General features: G+C 33.5%; 17 protein-coding genes and 12 tRNA genes. 2 read left to right on the top strand and 27 right to left on the bottom strand.

Annotated elements, in window-relative coordinates; translation table 11 throughout:
* Nucleotides 1-15: 15 nt before the first annotated feature.
* The 13 genes from EQM13_RS07170 to EQM13_RS07115 form a co-directional block, all read right to left on the bottom strand.
* Nucleotides 16-1,401 carry an FtsW/RodA/SpoVE family cell cycle protein gene (locus EQM13_RS07170; RefSeq protein WP_128752329.1) on the bottom strand — a complete coding sequence of 462 codons (1,386 nt, stop codon included), beginning with the start codon at nucleotides 1,399-1,401 and terminating at the stop codon, nucleotides 16-18.
* Entirely contained in the window at nucleotides 1,394-1,732 is a 339-nt protein-coding gene (locus EQM13_RS07165; protein WP_071141152.1) for a PadR family transcriptional regulator, read from the bottom strand. Before EQM13_RS07165 ends, EQM13_RS07170 begins: the two co-directional genes overlap by 8 nt.
* 112 nt (nucleotides 1,733-1,844) lie before the next feature.
* The gene (locus EQM13_RS07160) at nucleotides 1,845-3,599 is read right to left on the bottom strand and encodes an ABC transporter ATP-binding protein (RefSeq protein ID WP_071141151.1); all 1,755 of its coding nucleotides are present in this window, start codon (nucleotides 3,597-3,599) and stop codon (nucleotides 1,845-1,847) included.
* 35 nt (nucleotides 3,600-3,634) lie between these two features.
* Nucleotides 3,635-4,660, bottom strand: a complete 1,026-nt coding sequence (locus EQM13_RS07155) for a S8 family serine peptidase (RefSeq protein ID WP_128752328.1) — start codon at nucleotides 4,658-4,660, stop codon at nucleotides 3,635-3,637.
* Between the two features lie 29 nt (nucleotides 4,661-4,689).
* Nucleotides 4,690-5,943, bottom strand: a complete 1,254-nt coding sequence (locus EQM13_RS07150; protein ID WP_128752327.1) for a radical SAM protein — start codon at nucleotides 5,941-5,943, stop codon at nucleotides 4,690-4,692.
* A 41-nt stretch (nucleotides 5,944-5,984) separates the two neighbouring features.
* On the bottom strand, nucleotides 5,985-6,677 hold the full coding sequence (locus tag EQM13_RS07145; protein ID WP_128752326.1) for an ABC transporter ATP-binding protein: 693 nt from the start codon (nucleotides 6,675-6,677) through the stop codon (nucleotides 5,985-5,987).
* Between the two features lie 24 nt (nucleotides 6,678-6,701).
* A complete protein-coding gene (locus tag EQM13_RS07140) occupies nucleotides 6,702-9,263 on the bottom strand; it encodes an ABC transporter permease (protein WP_128752325.1) in 2,562 nt (853 codons plus the stop codon).
* A 244-nt stretch (nucleotides 9,264-9,507) separates the two neighbouring features.
* Nucleotides 9,508-9,672, bottom strand: a complete 165-nt coding sequence (locus EQM13_RS18395) for a hypothetical protein (protein WP_170177307.1) — start codon at nucleotides 9,670-9,672, stop codon at nucleotides 9,508-9,510.
* A gap of 248 nt (nucleotides 9,673-9,920) precedes the next feature.
* Nucleotides 9,921-10,943, bottom strand: coding sequence for a radical SAM/SPASM domain-containing protein (locus EQM13_RS07135; RefSeq protein ID WP_128752324.1), 1,023 nt, complete (start codon nucleotides 10,941-10,943; stop codon nucleotides 9,921-9,923).
* Nucleotides 10,943-12,247 (bottom strand): radical SAM/SPASM domain-containing protein, encoded by a 1,305-nt coding sequence (locus EQM13_RS07130; RefSeq protein ID WP_128752323.1) that lies wholly within the window; start codon nucleotides 12,245-12,247, stop codon nucleotides 10,943-10,945. The genes EQM13_RS07135 and EQM13_RS07130 overlap by 1 nt, the downstream gene beginning before the upstream one ends.
* A 191-nt stretch (nucleotides 12,248-12,438) precedes the next feature.
* Nucleotides 12,439-13,158, bottom strand: a complete 720-nt coding sequence (locus tag EQM13_RS07125) for a LytR/AlgR family response regulator transcription factor (RefSeq protein WP_128752322.1) — start codon at nucleotides 13,156-13,158, stop codon at nucleotides 12,439-12,441.
* A 472-nt stretch (nucleotides 13,159-13,630) separates the two neighbouring features.
* Complete coding sequence (locus tag EQM13_RS07120) at nucleotides 13,631-14,824, bottom strand: DHHW family protein (protein ID WP_128752321.1); 1,194 nt, start codon at nucleotides 14,822-14,824, stop codon at nucleotides 13,631-13,633.
* A gap of 47 nt (nucleotides 14,825-14,871) precedes the next feature.
* Complete coding sequence (locus EQM13_RS07115; RefSeq protein WP_206172919.1) at nucleotides 14,872-16,134, bottom strand: MBOAT family O-acyltransferase; 1,263 nt, start codon at nucleotides 16,132-16,134, stop codon at nucleotides 14,872-14,874.
* 410 nt (nucleotides 16,135-16,544) lie between these two features.
* On the opposite strand from EQM13_RS07115, the gene EQM13_RS07110 reads away from it, so the two are divergent.
* Both EQM13_RS07110 and sfsA read left to right on the top strand, forming a co-directional pair.
* On the top strand, nucleotides 16,545-18,650 hold the full coding sequence (locus EQM13_RS07110) for a methyl-accepting chemotaxis protein (protein ID WP_071141141.1): 2,106 nt from the start codon (nucleotides 16,545-16,547) through the stop codon (nucleotides 18,648-18,650).
* Between the two features lie 98 nt (nucleotides 18,651-18,748).
* Nucleotides 18,749-19,435, top strand: a complete 687-nt coding sequence (sfsA, locus tag EQM13_RS07105; RefSeq protein WP_071141140.1) for a DNA/RNA nuclease SfsA — start codon at nucleotides 18,749-18,751, stop codon at nucleotides 19,433-19,435.
* Here the strand turns inward: sfsA and EQM13_RS07100 are convergent.
* The 14 genes from EQM13_RS07100 to EQM13_RS07035 all read right to left on the bottom strand — a co-directional run bounded on the left by EQM13_RS07100 (nucleotide 19,427) and on the right by EQM13_RS07035 (nucleotide 23,894).
* The gene (locus tag EQM13_RS07100; protein WP_128752319.1) at nucleotides 19,427-21,073 is read right to left on the bottom strand and encodes a glycosyl hydrolase family 18 protein; all 1,647 of its coding nucleotides are present in this window, start codon (nucleotides 21,071-21,073) and stop codon (nucleotides 19,427-19,429) included. The genes sfsA and EQM13_RS07100 overlap by 9 nt on opposite strands.
* 274 nt (nucleotides 21,074-21,347) lie before the next feature.
* Nucleotides 21,348-21,455, bottom strand: a complete 108-nt coding sequence (locus EQM13_RS18390; RefSeq protein WP_128752318.1) for a putative holin-like toxin — start codon at nucleotides 21,453-21,455, stop codon at nucleotides 21,348-21,350.
* A 290-nt stretch (nucleotides 21,456-21,745) separates the two neighbouring features.
* Nucleotides 21,746-21,819, bottom strand: a tRNA-Arg gene (locus tag EQM13_RS07090).
* A gap of 5 nt (nucleotides 21,820-21,824) precedes the next feature.
* Nucleotides 21,825-21,898 (bottom strand) — tRNA-Cys (locus tag EQM13_RS07085).
* 12 nt (nucleotides 21,899-21,910) lie between these two features.
* Nucleotides 21,911-21,984 (bottom strand) — tRNA-Gly (locus tag EQM13_RS07080).
* A 19-nt stretch (nucleotides 21,985-22,003) separates the two neighbouring features.
* A tRNA-Gly gene (locus EQM13_RS07075) sits at nucleotides 22,004-22,078 on the bottom strand.
* A gap of 19 nt (nucleotides 22,079-22,097) precedes the next feature.
* A tRNA-Tyr gene (locus tag EQM13_RS07070) sits at nucleotides 22,098-22,183 on the bottom strand.
* Nucleotides 22,184-22,259, bottom strand: a tRNA-Thr gene (locus tag EQM13_RS07065).
* 1,047 nt (nucleotides 22,260-23,306) lie between these two features.
* Nucleotides 23,307-23,383 (bottom strand) — tRNA-Asp (locus tag EQM13_RS07060).
* A 65-nt stretch (nucleotides 23,384-23,448) separates the two neighbouring features.
* Nucleotides 23,449-23,524, bottom strand: a tRNA-Val gene (locus EQM13_RS07055).
* A gap of 11 nt (nucleotides 23,525-23,535) precedes the next feature.
* Nucleotides 23,536-23,610 (bottom strand) — tRNA-Glu (locus EQM13_RS07050).
* 20 nt (nucleotides 23,611-23,630) lie between these two features.
* A tRNA-Met gene (locus EQM13_RS07045) sits at nucleotides 23,631-23,707 on the bottom strand.
* Nucleotides 23,708-23,714: 7 nt separating this feature from the next.
* Nucleotides 23,715-23,791, bottom strand: a tRNA-Met gene (locus tag EQM13_RS07040).
* 16 nt (nucleotides 23,792-23,807) lie between these two features.
* A tRNA-Leu gene (locus EQM13_RS07035) sits at nucleotides 23,808-23,894 on the bottom strand.
* Nucleotides 23,895-23,904 lie beyond the last annotated feature (10 nt).

Raw genomic sequence — 23,904 nt, 5'->3', positions numbered from 1 at the left:
AGCATATAATAAATATCACTTTAAGTTAATGATTATCCTACCGTCCTCATATGATATAAACTTTCGGTATGGCAGACTCTTTGACCCTATTCCGGTCCTTTTAACTATATTGTTTCTCCTCCATACAGACAATATAATGCCTAAAAGTATCATGTCCACAATATAATTCGTTCCCCCGTAAGAAATAAAGGGCATACTTACCGATGCCAGAGGAAACATATTAAGGTTTACAAGTATGCTGAGAATAAACTGCAGCGATAAAATAACACAAGAAGATAAGGACAGATAAAATCCATAGTCGTTTTTAATTTTTCTTGTTACGGCAAACATTCTTATAATAAAAGCAGCAACCGCTATTATAAGACCTAACCCCAAAGCCTTTCCAAAAGTGGCAACTATATTTACGAAAACAAAATCAGTATTTGCCCCGGGCAAAATCGATTCAAGGGGACTTCCGTTAAAGGTAAGACCGGTTTTCCCGAACCATTTGGACATTGAAAGCCACTTATGTGCTATATATTGTTGATAACCTGATCCCATAATATCTCTGTCTTTATCCAAAAAAACCTTTATTCTCTCCAATTGATATGGCTGAAGCGATAACAATACAAGGAAAATTATCATTGAAAATATGCAGAACAGCAGCAACATCTGATTTCTTACCTTTCCGCCGAAATTTCCTCTTAAAATCCCCGTCATAAGTATTACAAAAAAACCTGCAAAGAGGAGCATTGCCATACCCTTAGCGGGAAATAAAAACATCAATGCAACAGACAAAAAAGCAAGTATAATCAGCTTTACAAGGCTAAAAGTTCCCCCGCCTTTATATCCATCCAAAATTCCTGCGAAGGCTATTAAAAAGAAAGGAGATAAAAATTCAGGCAAAACCGAAAAAGAACCTACCTTAATAATCGGACGGCCTGCAACAGTAATACCAAATAATTTTATAATTAAAAACAAAATAAATAACCCTGTATATAAAGAAAAGGATCTGTTTCTAAGTCTTGTATAGTCATAAAAATAAACGCCGAGCATTACAGCAATACTCAGTAGGGCAATAAACAAATATCTTTCAAAATATACACTGTTCATTGACTGATATTTGCTGCATTCAAACATAATCATACCGCCTATGGATACTATGATTGATACCAAAAACAGCAGAGACCATTCCGTTTCCGGTTTATGCTGCTTATTTAGTCTGTCGCCTATTTCCTCACTGTTTCCCATCTGCAGAACGGCTTTCCTTACGGCCTCGTCTTCCGTCAGCCCTTCTTTTTTGTACTCTTCCGCCAAACTTAAAATATGTTCCGAAAGCTCGGTTCTGATTTCACTATGTATCTTTTTATATTTAATTCTTTCGCATACTTCATCTAAAAAATTATTCAATTCTTTATTCATAGCAAAAATCCCCCACAATCTTATTGACAACCTCCGTATACAGTTTCCATTCCTTCTGTTTTCCTTTTAGAAATTTCAGCCCTTCTTCCGTTATTCTGTAATATTTTCTTCTCCTCCCGGCTTCTCCGTCAACCCAATAGGAAATTATACAGCCTTTATTTTCAAGGCCGTGCAAAATAGGATACAGAGTGCCTTCTTTAAGGTTAAAAATAGAGTCGGATAGTTTTTTAAGTTTGCTTATTATTTGGTATCCGTACATATCTTCTTCATTAAGCAGGCTTAAAATAATCATCGTAGTACTTCCCCTCATCAATTCCTTATCGACTTTCAATACCGCTACCTCCTTATACATATGACATCTATATACATAGTGTATCTATGTATATAGAATAACAGATACTGTTATATAAGTCAAGAGAATCACAAGTAAAAATAATAAAAATTTATGCAATAGAATCTGCATCGGAATCCATACTTTGTTCCTTCAAGAATCTGTAATAATATCCCTTCTTTTCTACCAATTCTTCAAAGTTCCCTTTTTCCACTGCTTTCCCTTTATGTATTACATATATGATATCTGCATCTTTTATTGAGGATAATCTATGGGCTATTTCTATGACTGTCTTCTCTTTTAAGAATTCTTTCATGTTTTCGGATATTTTCTTTTGGGATATGCTGTCTAAGGCTGAGGTGGCTTCGTCAAATATTATTATCTTTGAATTGTTCAATATGGCTCTGACTATGGCTATTCTCTGTTTCTGTCCTCCTGACAGTTTTACTCCTCTTTCTCCTACTATTGTGTCAAATCCTTGGGGAAGATTTGAGATGAAGTTATAGATCCCCGCTTTTCTGCACAAATCTTCTACATAGCTCTTATCTTTATTTTTTTCTAAGGTTAAATTATTCATTATTGTATCGTCGAATAATAAAAGATCTTGGGTTACTATTGAGATCTCTTTTCTTATACTTTTCAGGTTGTATTCTTTTAATGGTATTCCGTCTATTGTTATGTTTCCTTCGTCCGCATCCCAAAGTCTGTACAGAAGTTTGATTATTGTTGTTTTTCCGCAGCCGCTTGATCCTACTAATGCTGTCGCTTTTCCATTTTCAAATTTTAGGTTTATCTTGTCCAAGATTTTATTGTCTTTGTTATAGGAAAAGCTGACTTCGTTGAATGAGATGTTTCCTTTGAAGTCTTCGGTGCATCTTTTCCCTTTATTGTCTTGTTTTATGGTTATTGGTTCGTCTGTTATATTAAATACTCGGTTTATTGATACTGAAGATCTCTGTATTTTGGTGTTTGCGTTTATTATTTCCATGCAGGGCCCTATGAACATTCCTACATATTGCTGAAATGCAATGAGTTCACCGAAGGTCATTTCTTTGTTTATTATTTTGTATCCTCCGTATCCGTAGATTAATATTGTTATTAAGCTGCTTAAAAGTCTTCCCCAGGAGGAATTGCATGAAATGATAACGTCAAGTTTTACGAATTTCTTTATGATGTTTTTTTCTTTGTTTATATAGTTTTTAAAGAATTTAAAGATCGATTTTGTTATTACTACGTTCATTATGTTCGATATGTATTCTTCTATTATGTTTGATATGTTTCCTGCTTTGTTTCTTATTTCACTTATTCTTTCCGATATGATCTTATTGAATTTGAATTGGCTGAACATCAGAATGAATTGAAGTAATACAACTAAAATCAGCAGGCTTGATTCCATTTTTATTAGAAAGAATAAAGCCATGACGGCTGTGAAAATGTCTATTATTAATGAGAATAATACGTCAACTCCGAAACTTTCTATGGTGTATATGTCGTTTTCTATGGTGCTGAGTATATTCCCGGTTTTTATGTTTGTAAAATAATTCCCCGATAGTTTTGATATATGTTTTAGGATATTCATCTTCAAATTGATTGAGATTTTCTTCTGCATCTTGGAGTACATATACTGCAGTATTATATTAAGCATGGCTGTTATGAGGCTTATTAAACCGTATAATACTGCAAGTTTTATCAGTAATTTAATATTGCTCCCCTGTATGGCATCGTCGAGGATTCTCTTTATCAGCTGAGGCTGAAAAAGGCCCAATACTGATATGGAGAGCATTATGATAAAGTATATAAGCATAATGCCTTTACTGTTTTTTAACAATATTTTTAAAAACCTTTTTATGTTTTTCCTTTTGTTCATTTTTTCATCTCCATCATTATTTATGTTAATGGAAATTATATATTATCTTTTTGATATGATAAGGTCTTTGCTACAAGATCCGTTAGGGTTTCTATTGATACGAAATCATATCTTGATATATTGGGATAATCAAATTTAATATTAAATTTTCCTTCCAGTTTCTTTAATACTTCAAAGCAGTTATCATATGTTAATCCGATTTTCCTGCTGAAAAGGCCGTATTCGTATATACCATCGGATTTATCTAATTTTAGTGCTTCTTTTACGGCATCCGCTGTCTTTAAAAGAATGGGACTGTTTTTGTCATATAAATTTTTCTTAAAGTCGGGGTACCTTTTGCTTGCTTCCAAATCCTTTTCTGTCCAGTTTTTTCTGCGAGCCATCCTTTCGAGTTTGTCATTTAATGATTCAAATGTCATTTCCGGTTCTTCCGATAACATACGGGCAATCTTTCCCGTAAGTTTTCCTGCTGCCTGACTGTTGCATTTTCCGAACAGAGCATAAGAATTTCCTGGTTTGCAGTTCATATACGGGTTATTGTCCATGATGCACTGGATATCTTTATCTTTGCTGTACCAGAAAGAGTTTTCATCTTCCAATATAAAACCCTTAACACCTATAACATTATCAAATGAAGCAGGATAACTTTTTTCAAATCCGTTTGCAAGGGAACATACAATTATCTTGCCTTTTTCTTTCAGCTTCCCGCATATTCCGTACAGATCTTCCACTTCTTCATTTTCTATGACCGACAGGCTCAAATTTATAAGCCTGAAATCCTTATCCAAGAAATACTTTAAGGCTTCTTCTAATATCTGTATGTTTGTCCTTCCCATTTCATCAAGGACTTTCACCGCAAATATTTCCACATCCTTGAATTCTCTCTTTATAACGGAGGCACAGGAAGTCCCGTGGCCGTTCTCGTCTTCATAATTATCATCCGCCGTTATATATTCATCATCACAGCTAAAAGACATTCCTCCTATTATATTATCTTTCAGATATTCGTGATTTTTATCAACTCCCGTATCCATCAGTACTGCCTTTACTTTATTTTTCATATGTATCACCTTTCAATCAAATAAAGTAACTATGATATCCGCCATATTTTAGGCATTAATGTTTTTTTCATGAAATTACAATTATAATCAAATGCATTTCTATTATCTAATAATGTATATACCTTGGCTGGGCATACATCACAAAATATGTTTATCTTACAATTCTTACAACAGGAAACATTCCTGATTTCTATCCTATCAAAATTAGAAAATGCAGGAAAGTTTCTTTTCAATATTCTTTTTATGACATCATCATTTAAATCAAAAACATGACATATCTTAAATTCTTCATGCTGCAGCAAAGGACACAAATATATATTACCGTCATAATTTACAAACAGTTGGGAACTGCCGGCCCAGCAATAATTGGTCCGAAATGTGCTCATGTCATCAAAGTCGCTCATCTTATAATAATGCATTGCAAAATCATCCGATAAATATTTATGATAAGTATGTGCTCCTCTGCCTAACCTGCTGAAATTTCTGACGGTTGCTCTGGTCCCCAGTTTTTTGTTTAACTCTAAAAATGGCCCAACCCAATCCTCGTTAAATTTCCCTGCTACCATTGATAAACTTATATATTTCATTCCATTTTCTTTCAGTAACTTAACGTTGTTAATAACTTTGGTAAATATCCCTTTTCCCCTTATTTGGCTGCAGCTTTTTTCATCATATCCGTCTAAACTTATTTCGGCGGCATAAACATTTTCCGCCAATTTTTTGATATCTTTTTCTTTAATCAAAGTTGCATTAGTACATAAAATTACCTTTCCCGAATACACTTCTTTGATATATTCCAGAATATCATAAAAATCTTCCCTTATTAAGGGCTCCCCTCCCGAAATCACAAGGTTCAGCGGATTTAACTTTAAAACATTATCAATTGCCATTTTCACGTCGCCGGTAGATAATATATCGGTTTTCCCCGTGCTATTACCGGAATCTACACAACAATACTCACATTTTAAATTGCATCTGTTTGTTATTGAAAATACCACCTTTTGAACAGATTTTATTTCAAATCTGCTGTTCTTGCCGGTCATCAGCAAACCAATACCATCAATACTCTTTATCAATCTGTTAAAATAATTTTGATCATCTTTATCTTCAAAAACGTCCGTAACTCTATTTATAGGAATTGAAGTCTCCACGGAATATTTTATGGCTTCATAACATTCTGCCGGAATTTTAAGCCATCTGCCAGTTAGTCTGTTACTCAATATAACTTCATTACCTTTTGATATTACATCACAGATCTCATCCGCAAAATATTTATCTTTCATTTCTATCCCCCATTGGCAGTTAATCAAATATTATAACCACATCACTTTTTTCTCTCCCCATTGTCTCTCTTGCTTAAAATTTCCCCGTCTCTCATGGTTATACATATATCCGTCGTAAATGCCACCTCTTCATTGTGAGTTACCATAACTATTGTTTCTCCCAACTTTTCTACGCAGATTCTAAAAAATTTTATTACTTCCTCCGCTGTTTTGCTGTCCAGATTCCCTGTAGGTTCATCTGCAAATATTACATCCGGCTTATTTGACAGTGCCCTTGCTATTGCCACTCTCTGCTGCTGTCCTCCCGAAAGCTCGTTTGGAAATCTTTTTATTTTATCTTTTAATCCCAAAATGTCTATTATTTCAGATATATAATCTTTATCTATGCTTTTATTATCCAAAGATACGGGAAGGGTTATATTATCATATATATCTATAACAGGTATCAGATTAAAACTCTGAAATACAAATCCGAAATTACGCCTTCTCAGTACGGAAAGCCTATTGTCGGACAGATCAAATATGTTTTCTCCGTTTAAAAGCACTTTACCCGACGTAGGCGTGTCCAATCCCGCCATACAGTGAAGCAGTGTACTCTTTCCCGAACCGCTGGGGCCTATTACAGAAATAAACTTCCCCTTTTCAACGGAAATGGAGACATCCTTTAGAGCCTCTACTTTATTTTCCTCTCTTCCGTATATTTTTGTAAGCTTATCGGTTTTCAATATATCCATCATTTTCACCTCATCAAATTTATATTATTCAGTAACATTCAAACCTTCCACTATATTGAACTTTCCTGCTTTCCTTGCAGATATATACGCTGATAATATACATATGCCTATTACTATTCCACTGTATAATAGTATCGGGATTATAGGAAATTTGAATTGAGGCATATTGATAACTCCAAAACCATTTTTATAATCTCTGCTCACTCTTTCATAGCCTTCATAAACCCTGTAAATTCCCAAAAAAGCTGCTATTATACTGCCAAATATTCCATATACAACCGTTTCTTTTATTATCATGCTTTTGAGTTGTTTAACTGTCATTCCAATAGCTCTCATTATTGAAAATTCATTTATCCTTATTAACAAGTTATTTTTTATAGTATTATATACATTCATTCCCGCTATAAATAAGATAAGGATTACTATTACCATATGTGATTTTAATACTTCTGTTCTTGACTCTTCACTTTCTTCTATATAGCTTAATTTACTCTCTACATATGGAAACAGCTTATTCTGCAAAACTTTGTTTATTTCATTATATACATGGATATCCTTTCTCTCCTCTGATTGTACGCTGACTTGATCATACATGTTTTTCCCAGATACAGACATCAGATATTCTTGAGGAAGAATCACTTCCATATATCTCCCTCTCGTACTGTCTCCCTTAAAAACCCATTCGGATTTCAGAAGGGCAGCTACTCTTACTTTACACTTTTTATATTTAAAACTGTTATTTTCAATATTGGGAATTTGTATCGTTATTATATCTCCTATTTTTAAGTTCTTCCTGACCTTCTCCAAACTATGATTCTTTAATATATCATAATAATAGTTAAACACTACAGCATTGGGATATTCACTTAAGGAATTGTTTAAAGAGGATACATCTCCCTTCTCAACATATTTCTGAAATCCTTTAAGCCGCTTTTCGTCATATCCTTTCACTTCTATAGGAGTACTTACATCTTTTCCGGTAATACCGTTGTACTTTACGAAATCATCATGCAGGTCCTTTATATCCGATTCCAAAAATCCTTCTAAAGTAACCTTTGTGCCCACATTTTTCACTCCATCTATATCGGATATCCTTTTTACATCTTCCTTTGTATATCCCACGAAATCAGAATCCGTATTCCCGGTAAAAGATAATTTAAAACTATTCTCCTGCATATTTGACATCTGAATAGAAGTCGCATTATCAAGCTCTGCATTATTAACGATTGCAATATCGTACACAAATAAATATCCTGCCATGGCCACCGATACCACTATTATCAGAGTTCTCCACTTATTCCTCCATACATTTTCATAGGCCACTTCCCCTGTCAGTCCAAACAGCTTCTTTCCCACTCTGTGGTGCCATCCGTTCTGATGATTTTTCTTTGATCTATCCGTCTTCCTTACAGCTTCTATAGGCGATACTCTCCCAGACATCCATATCGGAATCATACTTGATACCGCAACTGTTATTATCCCTACCTCTATTGCCTTCCATATACTGTTTGAGCTTATATATATCGATGATTCGGATACATCCAGCAGAGTTGACATAAAACTGTATAATTTAATTCCGAAGTATGAAAATACAGTCCCCAGTAAAAGTCCCGAAATAATTCCTACTATTAAAATAAACAAACTCTGAAATCCTATTATCAACCTTGTATGTTTCTTCGATGCTCCTATAACTCTGAGCATGCCTATTTGTTTTATCATGTCTATCAAAGAAATGTTGAACATGTTATATATGAGCAAAACTGCGGTAATGACCACCAGTATATTTAATTTGTCTCTAAAACTGCTTGTATTCTGAGAAGCAAGATCATTGAGAGCAGATATAAGCTGGCTGTTTACTTCATAATCCAGTCTTCCGATACCGTACCTTTCTCTTATCTGATTCAATTCTCCCGACAGATTTGAATTCGATTTCAGCTTGACTATTTCATCATATGTTATCAGACTATTCGGAATCAAATTTTCTTCATCTTCTTTAAAATAGGTGAAACCTTTTAACGAATAAATTCCGTCATAATACTGTTTGGGTTTATCCAATATACCTACTAATTTAAATTTTCTTTTCTCTATATGTACCTGCTTCATTCCTTTTCCGTCTGTATACTGTTTTTTTATTTTGAAATCTATTGTTTTCCCGAGTTCTTCTTTTAATCCCATCTTGTCAAGGGCCTGAGCTTCCAATACCAATTCACCCTGAGAGTTAGGAAGACGCCCTTTTACAAGTTTATATCCGTTCATCTCTATATAATCCTTATCTGAAGAATTCAATATCATTGAAAGTCCGTTATCGGCAACGATATTTCCAAAATTGGTGGCTGCTGCAGATTGAGCTACATCTTTATCATTTTTAATTTGTCCCAGTTTATCTTTCATCAGATTAGTAAAGATACCTTGGTATGTACCGTACATCTTATAAATATTTGCAAGCTGATTTCTGCTTTGGCTTTCGGATATAACATTAAACGCGAATACAAGCATCACCGCCAGAGCAACGCCCAATACCAGAGCAACAGTTCTTCCCTTCTGCTTTTTTAAATATGATAACGCCAAATGTATGTATACTTTCATCTTATCATCCCCTTACAAAATATTGTATCAGATAAACCTTACAAAACCATTACGGTTTTCTTGACAGTTTTGTAAGGTTAATTAAAAAAACAAGTTTATTTTCTTCCAATTTATACATTTTAGATAATGCGTTTCACAAATTATAGAAAATAATTTATCAAGGCAGACTAATTATAACTTTATCTACAGCCTACCTTGATAAAATTAGTACAGGTTATAAAACTTAATCTAAATCATATTTTATTTAATACAAGTCTGAGCCATATGGAGCTGAGTGATCATAGCAGTCAACTAAACAATCATATTTTCCTTTTTTCCCTTCATCTTCCCAATAATATTTACATGGATCATTTTGCCCTGCTACGTCTTTAACTTCTATTTTATTCTCTATCTTCTTGATCTTTAGCATTTTTTATCCCCCTTTCATGATTATAGTTTTGTAAAATCCCATTATTATAAATATTTTTTGGATTTTACATCTATATTCAAGCAGGATTTCTTCCATCTTTGTTGAATTTATATTTGGTTCCTTAATATAAGTTTCAGCATTAACAGAAATACCCTGTATGAATATTCCGGTATATTTTCTGATTTTGCTGTTTAACTGTGCTCAGGCCGGCAACCGATATCAATTATTATGCCGGCTTGTTGCATTTGTCAAGAAACATTAAGCAACTTTTTCATAATATCGACCCTTATATTTTCCACGGCACATACTATGCCGGGAGGGGTTGTATAATCTCCTGTTATCAATTTGTTCAGGATTTTACACCTTACTCCTTCGCAGTATTCATATCTTGTACATCCGGCGCAGCATTTATTTTCCTTTTGATATATTTCAATCAGTTTGCATATTCTTTCTTTCAACAGATTTCCGTCATTTACATTCCCTATAACAAAATCTTTGTTTCCGGCACTGAAAGTACAAGGATAAATACTGCCGTCGGAATCTATTGTGTAGTTGGCAACACCTCCGAAACAATCTCCCTTTTTTCTGCTGAATAAATCTGCTGCCGTCAGTGAAATCTCCTGATGTGGGTTTTTTTTCTTTATATTTGATACTTTAAGTATTTGCTTTTTCAATATCTCTATATTTTCTTCATTCCATCTTTCATCATAAAGATCCGCTACGGAAACTATATATCTGAATCCCATATCGACCAGTGATTCAACCCCTTCATACAATTCCCCCACATTTTGAGAGTCAAAAGTCATTCTTCCTCTTACGTTTATACCTTTAGCTAAAAGCCTCTCGGCATTAAATACCGCTTTTTCATAAGAACCTGTTCCATCGTAAAAAGTCCGGTTTAAGTCATGGGCCTTTCTTGTCCCGTCTATACTGACGGATATATTGTTTATATGATTTTTTATATAATCAACCATTTCGTCCGTCATTATTGTTCCGTTAGTTGTCATATTAAAGATAACCTCGTTGTGGATTTCTTTCAAGATACAAGATGATATATATTTTATCAGTTCAAAATTCAGTAAAGGTTCTCCTCCGTGAAACGTTATATTTATCAGCCCTGAGCTGCCTGATTCTTTAATTCTGTCTGCTATAAATTCAACTGTCTTATCTGCCGTTTCCTTTGTCATATCCCTGTTTGACTTCTTGTTCCCTTCATAGCAATATCTGCATTTTAAGTTACATTTGGATGTTGCAAATAAGGTAAAATCCATTAAATCACCCCTTCATCCCAGACAATTCCGTTTAAAACGGGTTTCATCATACTACACCATCTTTTAAAATCTTCCTCATCTTCTTTTGCGATATCCAAAACTGCCGGGCAGTTCCAGCAAAATATATTTACATCGCATTTACTGCATTTTTCAAAATTGAAGGGATATAAGCCTTGAAATCTTTTATAAGCATCAATTTTATCCAAATTTTTGTCTTTTATATTCAATACCGTTTCTCTCTCAAATATACTTCCTATTTTATATTTTTCTTTTATTAAGGATGGACACGGATATATGCTTCCATCATCATCTATATATATTTGTGATTTAAAAGCACTGCACGAGCATGAGCTTATCTTCTTACTTCTTTTTCCCTCGTCATAATACAACTTATGAAGCATTTTAGGAATTGAAATAGGTAAATTGGTATTTACAGAACAGTATTCCAACACGTTCTCCTTTCCCCTTCCTTCCGGAACAAAATATCTTTCCAACGCTCTCGTATTCAAAGATTTATTTAATTCTCTGAATTGTTTACTGAGGTTCATATTTTTGTCACCGAATACCATGGATAACCCTATATTGTAAAATCCTTTTTTCTGCAAACATTTTACCGAATTTATTACTCTTCCAAATATACCTTTTCCCCTTGTGGCACTACATGTTTCTTCATCTATCCCGTCTAAGCTTATTTCGACTCTATCAAATTTCTCAACAATTAAATCAATATTTTTATCATCAATCAATGTTCCATTTGTCGATAATACTAAACATATGTTTTTTATTTTTTCTTTCATATAATTTACTATTTCTGAAAAATCGTCTCTTATTAGAGGTTCTCCTCCTGTCAGTACCACTGTTTTCGGATTCAAAGGTTCAATTATATCCGTTATATTTTTAATTTGTTCAGTACTCAAAGTATCCGATCTATTGATATCACAACTTGCACAACAGTGCTTGCATTTAAGATTACACCTTTTGGTAATGCAAAAATGTATATTTTCTCCCATGAAATTTACCTTTTTTTCAAGACTTCCTTTCCTCTTGGAAGTAAATACACCCATCTGTGTTAAACAATAAATGACTTGTTTTATATACTTTCTGTCTTCTTCATCTTGAAAACAATCTATAAATTCTTCAAAGGTAATTTTTTCTTCGGAAGCATTTTTGAAAAAGTTATATACTTCTTCCGATACAATAAAGTGTTTCCCCAACACTTTATTGTATATTACAACTAAATTATTTTTTTCGTAAATTATTAAATTTTCTTTGTTTATCTCCATATTATCTTGCAGACTTACCATAACATTACCCCTTAATTAAAAATTATTAATGTGTTATTATCTATTCTCAAATCAAATATTTGAACTTGTCCATTTCCTTAATTTAAAAATATCACCTTAAAATTACCATGTCAATAGATTTACGTAAACAACACCTCAAACAACACCTCAAACAACATCTCGAACAGCATTTTTTTGTAATAATAAGGAAATCAATATGGTCTGCAAATCTTTTCCTTTAGATTTTTCTTGTATTTTCTTCCTATAGGGATAATCGAATCCGTACATTCAAGACTAATAACATTGCCTTCCGGCTCGATTCTTTTTATATAATTAAGGTTTACTGCATAGCTTTTATGGCACTGTACAAAATTTGATGTCAGTTTATTTAAAATATTATGCAGCGTATAAGTATGCAGTACTATTTTCTTTTTTACGGTTGTAATCACCAATTTTTTGTTCTGAATCTCAATATAGACTATGTCATTCTGATTTATATGATACGAACAACCTCTATCTACCAAATCAAGATATTCGTTCTTCCCATTCTTTTTTATTTTGTTGCATATTATTTCATATAGCGGTTTCTTTAATCTTTCATCTGTGAAAGGCTTGACTATATAATCATAACAGTGTATTTCTTCAAAAGCCGTTATTTTATCTTCATTCTTTAAGGATTCAGCAATAAATATAATGGGAGTCAGCTTGTACTTAGCCATATCTCTTATTTTTTTTGCAATTTCAAAACCGGAAGTACCCTTGAATTTCGTATCAAGGCAGAAGATATCATAATCATCCAATATTGCATATTTTAATACATCAGCGAAATTGTATATTATATCGATTTTTAATTTATTATCTGCGGATTTTGAAATAAACTCCAACCTTTCAGCAACAATTGGTTCCTCCTCTGCAATTAATAACTTAATCATTTAGATTCCCCCTGAGTTATTAAATATTTTAGTTTCCCCAATCAAAAAATCCGAAGGTTTTAAGGTAAATATATTAACTCCATCGTTATTAATATTATAACACCCAAAAGTTACAAAATAATTACAAATAATATCATTATATTTATAATTTTGTAATTTTTTAAAATTCCCATTCCTCTAAACTAAATCGCGTATCTACCCCCATAAAAAATTAAATGTTTTAATATTTGGTTAATTTTACTTTATTATATCAGCCTGTCCCTTAATATGCCGACCAATTTATATGTCTTTTCTTCATTTCCGTCTCTCACGGTTATACATATATCCGTCGTAAATGCCACTTCTTCATTGTGAGTTACCATAACTCTGGAATTATATTTTCTTCATCTTCTTTAAAATAGGTGAAACCTTACCCTTACAGTTTTCTTGACAGTTTTGTAAGGTTCAACAGCAATCAATTAATCAGAAAATTTTAACCGTGTTCTTCCATCGTGTTTATCATTTCTTTAAATCCTCTGTTGTTATACATAAACATGAGTATATCAGCATCGCTTTCTTTTATTATATCTTCAACACTCATATTCAATTTTTCAATATACCTCGGATCCACAAGCTGAACTTCAGAAAACACATCTGCAAACATTAATGAGGTGGGAGGCTGATAGCTGTCTATAAATATAATTATTTTTTTATCTGACAAAGCGTCTTTATTTCTTATCTTTAGAATAGAACATGCGCTGCTGAACATGTATGCACCGCCATATATTATTTCCTTCCTGTTTCTATGGGTAGCAACAAAATCTTCTTCTCTCTTTTTAATCTCTTTAACCCCGTCAAATGTAAAAAATTCATAATGAGGTTTGTTTTTTAAATAAACATAAGGTATTGATTCTTTTTCTTTTACCAAATTCCCAATATTCTTGTTGTAGCTTCCCAAAAATCTTCCTTTATCATATGTTGTTGTAACGTATTTGTCCCAAGAAGGATTGACTCCGGGCATGTCCATCTTTTCTATAATATATTTAAATCCCTCAAATGCACCTATTCCATTCCAATGATGATCAGTTTTAAAATACAATTTTTCTCTTTCCTTTTCTGTAAATTTACTTAAAAAATATTCGTCTATATTTATAATTTTAATTTTTGTCGTATCAAAATATTTCTCCACATTCTTTTCATTTTTTAATGTGTTATCCAATCCATCAGTATGCTTTGGATATAAATAGGACAGCACACTGTCTTTATGAGGAGTAGATACATAGTATACCTTTTTCCCGGTTTTTATACCTATCTCAGCTAAACCGTTTATCTCCTTTGCCATATCCTTTAATTCCGAATCCGGAATTATTTTAGAAGGAGACGGCATAATCCAATTATCTTCAAGCAAATAATAATAACTGTTGATCTTACTGTTCCCTATAGCAATTTTCATTCTGCTGTATATTTTAGATAACTCTTCCCTAAACACAAACTGATCGGAAAAATAACTTTCAAATTTATCCCCATATGTCCCGTCTTTCAGATCCCCTATGGTAGGTTTTTGCTGTAACGTCCTATTCTCCTGAGTACTAATCGTTTTATCCCCGACAATTATGTTGACAAAAAATATACTTAAAATTATTATTATAAAAGGAATGGCTATCCACTTAGCCTTATTGTTGCTCATTATAATCATCCCTTTTTCACATTATTTTTTTGATATTTAAATTCATATTAAAAGTTAAAATACAAAAATGGCTTATAAGTGGAATTTACTAACAATATTACAGCGATAAACAATATGGAAGATAAAAATACGGAATGTAAGCAATATCCTAAGTTATTCTCAAACAAATTTTTATTCTTTCTTTTCATTAAATCTTTCATCTTTGGTATTACATTAGTTGAAAATAAAATCGCTAAGATAATTAAATATCCCGAATTATCTATATATGTCAAAAACGAATTATCATACAGCAGATTGTCATTAATACCCATTATAACTTTTATAAAATTTTTTGCTTGAATTATACTTTCGGATCTAAAAAATATCCATCCTATCATAACCCAAAATACCAAATATACATGTCTAAACACTTCAGGCAATTTATGCAGCCATCTTCCCATAAACAATTTTTCAAAAATTATAAGTACTCCATAATACAATCCCCATGCAATAAAAGTCCAATCAGCTCCATGCCATATGCCCGTCAGAAGCCATACTATAAACAAATTTCTGCACTGTTTTTTTAACCCCGATCTGTTTCCTCCCAATGGTATATATACATAATCCCTAAACCAATTCCCCAAGGATATATGCCATCTTCTCCAAAATTCCGATATTGATTGAGAAATATAAGGATAATTAAAATTTTCCGGGAAATCAAATCCAAACATCTTTCCAAGTCCTATTGCCATATCACTGTATCCGCTGAAATCATAATATATTTGAAGGGTATAACACAAAACTCCAAGCCAGCCGCCCATAACAGATAAATCCGATATCTGAGAGTTAAAAGCAGCATCTGCAACAATGCCAAGTTGTTCAGAAAATATGACTTTCTTTCCCAGCCCGATTATAAATCTTTCTACCCCTAGGGCAAATTTATTCAATGAATGTTTTCTATTTCTTATTTGTTTACCTACCCTTCGGTATTGTACTATCGGACCAACTATGAGTTTAGGAAATAGACTTATATATAATGCCAAATCAAAAATATTTTTTTGTACTTCTGCGTCATTCCTATAAACATCGATCAGGTAACTCATTATTTGAAACGTAAAAAATGATATTCCCAATGGTAACGGTATATATGGAAGATGCCAGTTAGTATTAACTGCTGAGTTTATAATTCTCACAAGAAAATTTGTATATTTAAATACAATCAGGATTCCCAGATTAAATATGAGTGAAAATATAAGCCACATTCTTTTTGTTTTATTGTTTCTTGAAATATTAATACTAAAAACATAATTTACAGATATCGATATGATCATCAGAAAAATATATTTAGGTTCTCCCCAAGCATAGAAAAACAAACTGCACACCAGCAATATGTAATTTTTTAGTTTATCACTTGAAATATAATAAAGAATCAAGACTATCGGTAAAAACACGAATAAAAATACCAAGCTGCTGAATACCATCGTACATCCATATCAATTTTCCGTTATAAAATTGATATATCCTCCTTTCGTACTTAACTTTTCCAATTTCGGTAATATTATATCAAAAGAATCCTATTTAATCTTTACAGTTTTGTAAGGTTGATACAGATACCGCCGAAACCATCGGAAATCAACACGAAAATCATTGATAGTAAAATTTTATTATGATAAAATTTTAGTATTGTAGTATATTTGGGGTATAAGAAGAAAAACAAAATATTTTTTAGGAGAAGATACTAATGAAAAATATCAAGATAAGAATTGCTACATTTATGGCTATTTTATTAATTATTATCTGCACGGGATTAGGTATCCAGTCTTATAATACTTCATCTAAGGCTTTAATTGAAAATACAAAAGATACAATGCCTCAACTTGCATTGGAGGCTTCAAAAGTAATCGAATATGGAATATCCAAAGAATTGAGTTCTTTGGATATAATATCGTCGAATACAAAAATATCCTATGTTGAGAAAAGCCCTGAGGATATATCCGAAATTATAAATATGATGGACAAGGAGGTTAAAAGATCCGGATATTTAAAAATGGCAATAGTAGATAAATCCGGAAATGCCATATACAATAACGGTCAAAAGTCCAATTTAAAAGGCGAAGAATATTTCAAAAATGCTATGTCGGGTGAAAAAACTGTAACAGATCCCATCAAGGACAAAGGGAGCGATTCCATCGTTATGGTATATGCTGTGCCCATAAAAAATAACGGAAATACAATAGGTGCATTAATTGCTTTCAGAGATGGATATGAGTTATGCGATTTGGCAAAAGAAACAAAATTAGGAAAAACAGGAAGTGCTTTTGTAATCAACAAGGAAGGAAAAACTATTGCCCATTCGGACCAAAGTATAATATCAAAAATAGTTGACGCAAGCTCCAGTGCAACAGTAACTCAAGACAAAGCAGATGTCAGCTCGTCAGCAACTGTCAAAGAAAACGAAACCGACGCAGGCTCATCGGCTACCATCTCCGGCAATATTACAAAAACAGCTGAGGGATTTGAAAATTTCAGCAACCTTCAGACTTTAATGTCGGAAGGGAAAACCGGATTTGGAGAATATAAATTTAACGGAACTCCAAAGCTTATCGGATACGCTCCGGTAAAGGAAAGAGTATGGTCTGTTGCTGTAGAGATGGATAAAAAAGAAGTACTTTCCGGACTTACAGAATTGAAAACAAAATTTATAATTATTTCCACAATATCCTCCCTTATAGGAATACTTGTATCATATATCATAGCTGTCGGAATAGACAAACCTATTAAATTTTTAACCGGAGAATGTGACAAAATGGCAAATGGAGATTTTACACTGATTTTAAATGATAAATATACAAAGAGGAAAGATGAAATAGGCAATTTAGCAAAAAGTTTCAACCAAATAAACATAAGCGTATCGGAAATAATAAGAAATGTTATGTCTGAGGCCAACAACGTAAACAGCTTTGTTAACACTTCCACTCATTCGATTTCTCAGCTCAATACCATGATTGAGGAACTGTCTTCTATCACGGAAGAAATCTCGTCAGGTATGGGAAGAACTGCAACTTCCACTGTAGAAATGAAAAACTCTTCGGCAGATATTAAAAAATCCGTAGAATCAATCACTGTAAAAGCACAAGAAGGCGCTTTGTCTGCCAAGGAAATCAGTGAAAAGGCTTTAAAATTAAAAAATAATTTTCTATTATCTCAAAACAGCTTGTCTAAAATATTGGATGAAACAAAAAAGAATCTTGAAGAAGCATTAAAGAGGGCTGAATCCGTTGATGAAATAAACAAACTGTCATCAGCGATACTTCATGTGACTTCCCAAACCAATATGTTAGCCCTTAATGCAAACATAGAGGCGTCAAGAGCCGGAGATGCCGGAAAGGGATTTATGGTAGTAGCTGGAGAAATAAGAAAGTTAGCGGAATACTCAAAACAGACTGCAACCGAAATACAGGGTATTACCAAGGACGTAATAGATTCCGTTGGTAACCTTTCCGTAAATTCCAATAATATGCTTGAATTTATAGCTTCCGATATCAACAACGACTACAATTTAATACTGAAGACGATGGAACAGTACATAAGCGATACGGCTCTTACAAATAACCTCATAAATGATTTCAACAAAAACTCCAGGGAAATATTCAATTCCATGGAAGGTATGCTTAAAGAAATTGAAGGAATATCATCGGCAACATCCGAGGGTGCGGAAGGAACCGAAAGTATCGCGGAAAAATTAAACAGGGTACTTGAAAAGGCCGATGAAGTTAAAATGCAAGTAAAATATTCAAAAAATAGTATTGACACATTGGTGAATATTGTATCAAGATTTAAAGTCTAATAGAATATTTACGGATAAATTGAACGGCAATGAGGAATGAATATTTTATTCCTCATCGCTGAAATCCAAATATTAATTTAATTTTTAGGAGGAATATTTTGAAATATAATGATGTTATCGAGGGAATATTTTTAAATCGTCCCAACAGATTTATTGCTGAAGTACTAATTGATAATAATGTAGAAAGAGTCCATGTGAAAAATACAGGAAGATGTAAAGAAATCCTCGTCTACGGAACAAAAGTATATCTTGAAAAGTCAAATAACGCTAACAGAAAAACTAAATTTTCGATTATATCGGCTTTTAAAGAAAATACTCTCATAAACATCGACTCCCAAGCCCCCAATAAAGTAGTATATGAAGCTATAAAGAGCGGAAAAATAGACGAATTTAAAGATATAACTTATATTCGAAGGGAAGTCGTCTTTGACAAATCAAGATTTGATTTATATTATGAAAGAGGAAAGAAAAAAGGATTTATTGAAATAAAGGGAGTGACTCTCGAAAAAGATAAATTGGCGCTGTTTCCCGATGCTCCTACGGAAAGAGGAGCAAAACACGTTGAAGAAATGATAAAAGCAAAAAAAGAGGGCCTTGAAGGCTTTATCTTCTTTTTAATACAAATGGAAAATATATCTATCTTTACACCAAATTATCTGATGGATAAAAAGTTCGGAGAAAATGTAAAAAGAGCTAAAAGCTGCGGAGTAAACATCATTGGGTATAATTCCATAGTAACAAAGAATGAAATTAAAATAGGAAAAAAGATTAAAATATTAGTTTAATCTTATGTTATTACTTATGGTTTCCCATATTTCTTCTTTTTCGTATCCTTTCCTCCAGGAAGCAACTCCCGCTAAATCATACTTGTTTACAAGAGACGTTTTTAATTTAATAGAATTTTCGTCTTCAAGCCATATCTTATAATTTTCTCCTTCTTTATCAACTTCCCCATAAAATTGTCCGCTTTCCTTATCCCAACGTTTAATCATATTATTATCGGCAACAAATTTATCCTGAGCATCCATGGATAATGTTACAGAGCTTAATTTCCCATCGGAATCGGTTTTCCATAATCTTGTATAATAAGGTATTCCAAGTATCAGCTTATTATTAGGTACCTCATTAATTATATTTTTAATACTTTCCTCTACCCATGTATACTGAGCTACCGAACCTGCATTAGGACTTGCCGCCCAATATTGATCATAAGTCATAATTACTATATAATCAACAATCCTTGCCAATTCTACTCTATCATAAAACTTCGACCAGTTTTCACTGGAGGATATCGGTGTTACATCTATGGAAACTACCATATTATGTTCCTTGAATATGGGAGTCAGCTCTCTTACAAATTGGGTAAGAAGCTCTTTATCCCTTAGGTATACATTTTCAAAGTCAATATTTATTCCATCTAACCCATAATTAATATAGATCTCTAAAAGTTTATTTATGAGCTGCTCTCTCGAAGATGTATTCTTGAGAACTTCCCCTGTCACATCCGGATCAAAACTATTGGATACTAATCCCCATACTTTATATCCTAAAGATTGATATTTAGAAACATACTGTTGATTTCCTTTATCTTTAATTGTTCCATCTTTATCTGTTATGGAAAAAAAAGTAGGACAAATAATATCTAACCCGTGAACAGGAAGAATTTTATCAATATTTCCTCCATAGTCCCCTATATAATCCCATGTAATATTGATTTTTTCTGAAACCGCTCCATCAGAAACCTCTTCTCCCTTTTTTTGAGCCAAATCCTTCTTTACATATCTTTTTTCGATAAACCCGACTATTCCCTCTTCGGTTCTTATCTTGTACCATTTATCATATTCTTCGAATATGAGTAATTTACTTCCTTCTTCCACCTTTCCTAAAAGTAAAGGTGACTTAATGGAAGGCCCTGTTCTCACAGTTCCATTTACGGTATAAACTTCTCCTATAGGGTATTGTCTGTCTTTAAAATCAATAATCACAGTATTTCTTTCTTTTATATATCTTATATCAGTTTTATAATCCTCCGGAAACAATTCTATAGGAATATATAATATATTATTAACTTTTATAATAGAATTTTTTAGTTGAACTTCTCTTTCGTTTACTGATGCTTTATCTTCATTTATTTTAGCTTTAATTACTTTATTAATAGTAGTTATTACAATTGTCCCTTCATTTTCATCATAAAATATATTTGGATCTATAAACTTCTTTATTGTGTCGTATGATAAAAATATGTTATTATCTTCAATCAATAGGGAATCATCATTATCTGTTATAACGTCATCTTCTATTATAAGTGTAGGTTCATCATAACTATAAGATACTGTTTCAGCATTAGGTACATATTTATATAAAAAAAATATTCCCGTAAATATGCATAATGCGAAAATTAAGAAAATTATAAATTTCTTCATTGGACTCCCCCTTATTTTCAACTTCTTAATATTTATTATAGTATATCAAATTTATCATTTTATTGGTTAAAAAATAGTTACAATAATTTATAACTATTTTCCATAAACACTTTGAAAATTAAACTTGCAATTTATAAATATAATAAAATTTAATACATATGTTTACTTTTTACTTGTTTATGGTATAATAGTAATAAGGTAATCGGCGTCGCAATAATGCGATTGCCACCAGATGATTAGATCTTACAAATCACCCTGTGACTGGCAGGGTGATTTATTTTTTTCCCTTTTTGTTGGCTGTTAAGCCAACAATTAAGGAGATTAGCGATATTACAAACATAGAAAACATAATCATTAAAGATATGGATTCATATGTATTCATACCGCACCACCTCCCTTCTTTAGTGAATGGAGGCAGCGATCACACCTGCTTTTCCGATTACCTTTATTCTATTTTACCAAATTATTCATATTTGTACAAGATTATTTATTCGTTTTTTATATTTTCTACTCCATCCATTTCTATTTTTTTAGGTTTCTTCATCAATTTCACATCCTCAAACAAAAAAACAGGTATAGTGATTACCTAAATTTCTTTAAATAATCACTATCCCTGCGTATAAGTTTTCTTATATGCAATTCTGCTTAAATCCGCTTATTTACTGTATTTAATGTAGCTATGGGGACTCGAACCCCAAACCTCTTGATTCGTAGTCAAGCACTCTATCCAGTTGAGCTATAGCTACTCCTCTGGAGGCGGCACCCAGATTTGAACTGGGGATAAAGGTTTTGCAGACCTCTGCCTTGCCTCTTGGCTATGCCGCCATATATATCTCCTGGAGCGGGTGAAGGGAATCGGACCCTCGCAACCAGCTTGGAAGGCTGGGGCTCTACCACTGAGCTACACCCGCATAGCTAAAAATAATTTCATGGAGCGGAAGACGAGATTCGAACTCGCGACCCTCGCCTTGGCAAGGCGATGCTCTACCACTGAGCCACTCCCGCGCATATATTATTTTTTTTGTGGTGGAGGGGACTGGATTCGAACCAGTGAAAGCTCAGCTAACGGATTTACAGTCCGTCCCCTTTGGCCAACTCGGGAACCCCTCCTGGAGCTGGTGAGAGGACTTGAACCCCCAACCTACTGATTACAAGTCAGTTGCTCTACCAATTGAGCTACACCAGCAAGTTTATTAAATTTCTGCCTTAAAACTACAATACTGCTTATTTTAACTGTTCCACTAAGCGATTCACTCCAAATCGAAATACACGATTTGGGTTCTCTGCTTATACCAATTGAGCTACACCAGCAAGTTTATTAAATTTCTGCCTTAAAACTACAATACTGCTTATTTTAACTGTTCCACTAAGCGATTCACTCCAAATCGAAATACACGATTTGGGTTCTCTGCTTATACCAATTGAGCTACACCAGCAAGTTTATTAAATTTCTGCCTTAAAACTACAATACTGCTTATTTTAACTGTTCCACTAAGCGATTCACTCCAAATCGAAATACACGATTTGGGTTCTCTGCTTATACCAATTGAGCTACACCAGCAAGTTTATTAAATTTCTGCCTTAAAACTACAATACTGCTTATTTTAACTGTTCCACTAAGCGATTCACTCCAAATCGAAATACACGATTTGGGTTCTCTGCTTATACCAATTGAGCTACACCAGCATGTATTAAAATCTCTGCCTTAAAATTACAACACTGCTTATTCTAACTGTTCCACTAAGCGATTCACTCCAAATCGAAATACACGATTTGGGTTCTCTGCTTATACCAATTGAGCTACACCAGCATGTATTAAAATCTCTGCCTTAAAATTACAACACTGCTTATTCTAACTGTTCCACTAAGCGATTCACTCCAAATCGAAATACACGATTTGGGTTCTCTGCTTATACCAATTGAGCTACACCAGCATGTATTAAAATCTCTGCCTTAAAATTACAACACTGCTTATTCTAACTGTTCCACTAAGCGATTCACTCCAAATCGAAATACACGATTTGGGTTCTCTGCTTATACCAATTGAGCTACACCAGCATGTATTAAAATCTCTGCCTTAAAATTACAACACTGCTTATTCTAACTGTTCCACTAAGCGATTCACTCCAAATCGAAATACACGATTTGGGTTCTCTGCTTATACCAATTGAGCTACACCAGCAAGTTTATTAAATTTCTGCCTTCGATTCCATCATTTGTTATATTGTTTTTATGGCGACCTGGATGGGGATCGAACCCATGACCTCCAGCGTGACAGGCTGGCATTCTAACCAGCTGAACTACCAGGCCGCATTTTACTTACCATTATTTATATATTATTACTTCTACTCACTTTTGCCACTACATTTTTTTCTTGGTGGGCGCAATAGGGCTCGAACCTATGACCCCCTGCTTGTAAGGCAGGTGCTCTCCCAGCTGAGCTATGCGCCCTTTTGTTTTTTTGGTGACCCTACCGGGATTCGAACCCGAGTTACCGCCGTGAAAGGGCGATGTCTTAACCGCTTGACCATAGGGCCTCTAACTTATTAATATTGTATGGTAGCGGCGAACGGATTTGAACCGCTGACACTGCGGGTATGAACCGCATGCTCTAGCCAACTGAGCTACGCCGCCAAATTTATGGTTGCGGGGGTTGGATTTGAACCAACGACCTCCGGGTTATGAGCCCGACGAGCTACCAGACTGCTCTACCCCGCGATATAGCCAACCCTAATGCCGGGAACCGGAATCGAACCGGTACGATCTTTTAAGGACCGCAGGATTTTAAGTCCTGTGCGTCTGCCTGTTCCGCCACCCCGGCTTATCTTTTC

The organism is Acidilutibacter cellobiosedens (assembly GCF_004103715.1).
GTDB classification, from domain to species: Bacteria; Bacillota; Clostridia; order Tissierellales; family Acidilutibacteraceae; genus Acidilutibacter; species Acidilutibacter cellobiosedens.
Note: the sequence above shows the minus strand (reverse complement) of the source record. Positions and strands in the feature narration are given on the sequence as shown.